The following is a 729-nucleotide window of genomic DNA, read 5'->3' on the forward strand; positions in this document are numbered from 1 at the left end:
TTTTTTGAGACCGGTAAACAAAGCGGTATACGACGCTTCTGATTCTTCGTACATGGGCTCAACCGCTAAAACCTCGCGTTTCCCTTCAAGATTAACTCCACACACAACATGAACTGCCATATTACAAACGCGATGGTTATCCCGGATCTTCTCGTATAAAGCATCAATCCAGATCACCGGATATGTATCTGCAAGAGGACGGTTTCTAAACTCTTCAACCTGCTGAGTCAGCTCTTTATTAATCTGAGAAACCTGGCTGGGTGAAATTGATTCAATACCGAGACTCCGGGCCAGCCGTTCAATTTTACGGGTGGAAACGCCGTTAATAAAGGCTTCTTGGACTACCTGGATTAACGCTTGTTCGGAACGCTTTTTTTCGGTCACGAAGAAGGGTACGTAGCCGCCTTTACGAACTTTTGGTATCAGCAGATAAATTGTTCCCATCCGGGTATCGAAGCGTCTGACCCGTGTTCCGGAGCGATAACCGGTTCTATTCGGGGAGTGTTCGCCTTTGCCGGCATTGAGCTTATTTTCGACTTCTACTTCCATCATCTTATGGCATAGCCATTCAAGCATGGAGAGCATGGGATCCGGCTCGCCTAAAAATTTCAGTAGCATTTTTTCTAAATTTACGGTATTCTTATGGTAGGCCATCGGGGCAACACTCCTTTTGGTTTGTTTTTTGAGCAACTTACCATTTCGGAGTCCCGATGGCTTTTCCTCTTCAAA

The 729-nt window shown here is 45.5% G+C and carries 1 protein-coding gene; it reads right to left on the reverse strand.

What is annotated here, in order from left to right; genetic code table 11:
* The coding region (locus G5B42_RS11560) for an IS256 family transposase (protein ID WP_181340624.1) at positions 1–654 on the reverse strand (654 nt) is incomplete at its 3' end.
* Positions 655–729: the final 75 nt, after the last annotated feature.

Source organism: Capillibacterium thermochitinicola, assembly GCF_013664685.1.
GTDB lineage: Bacteria > Bacillota > UBA4882 > UBA10575 > UBA10575 > Capillibacterium > Capillibacterium thermochitinicola.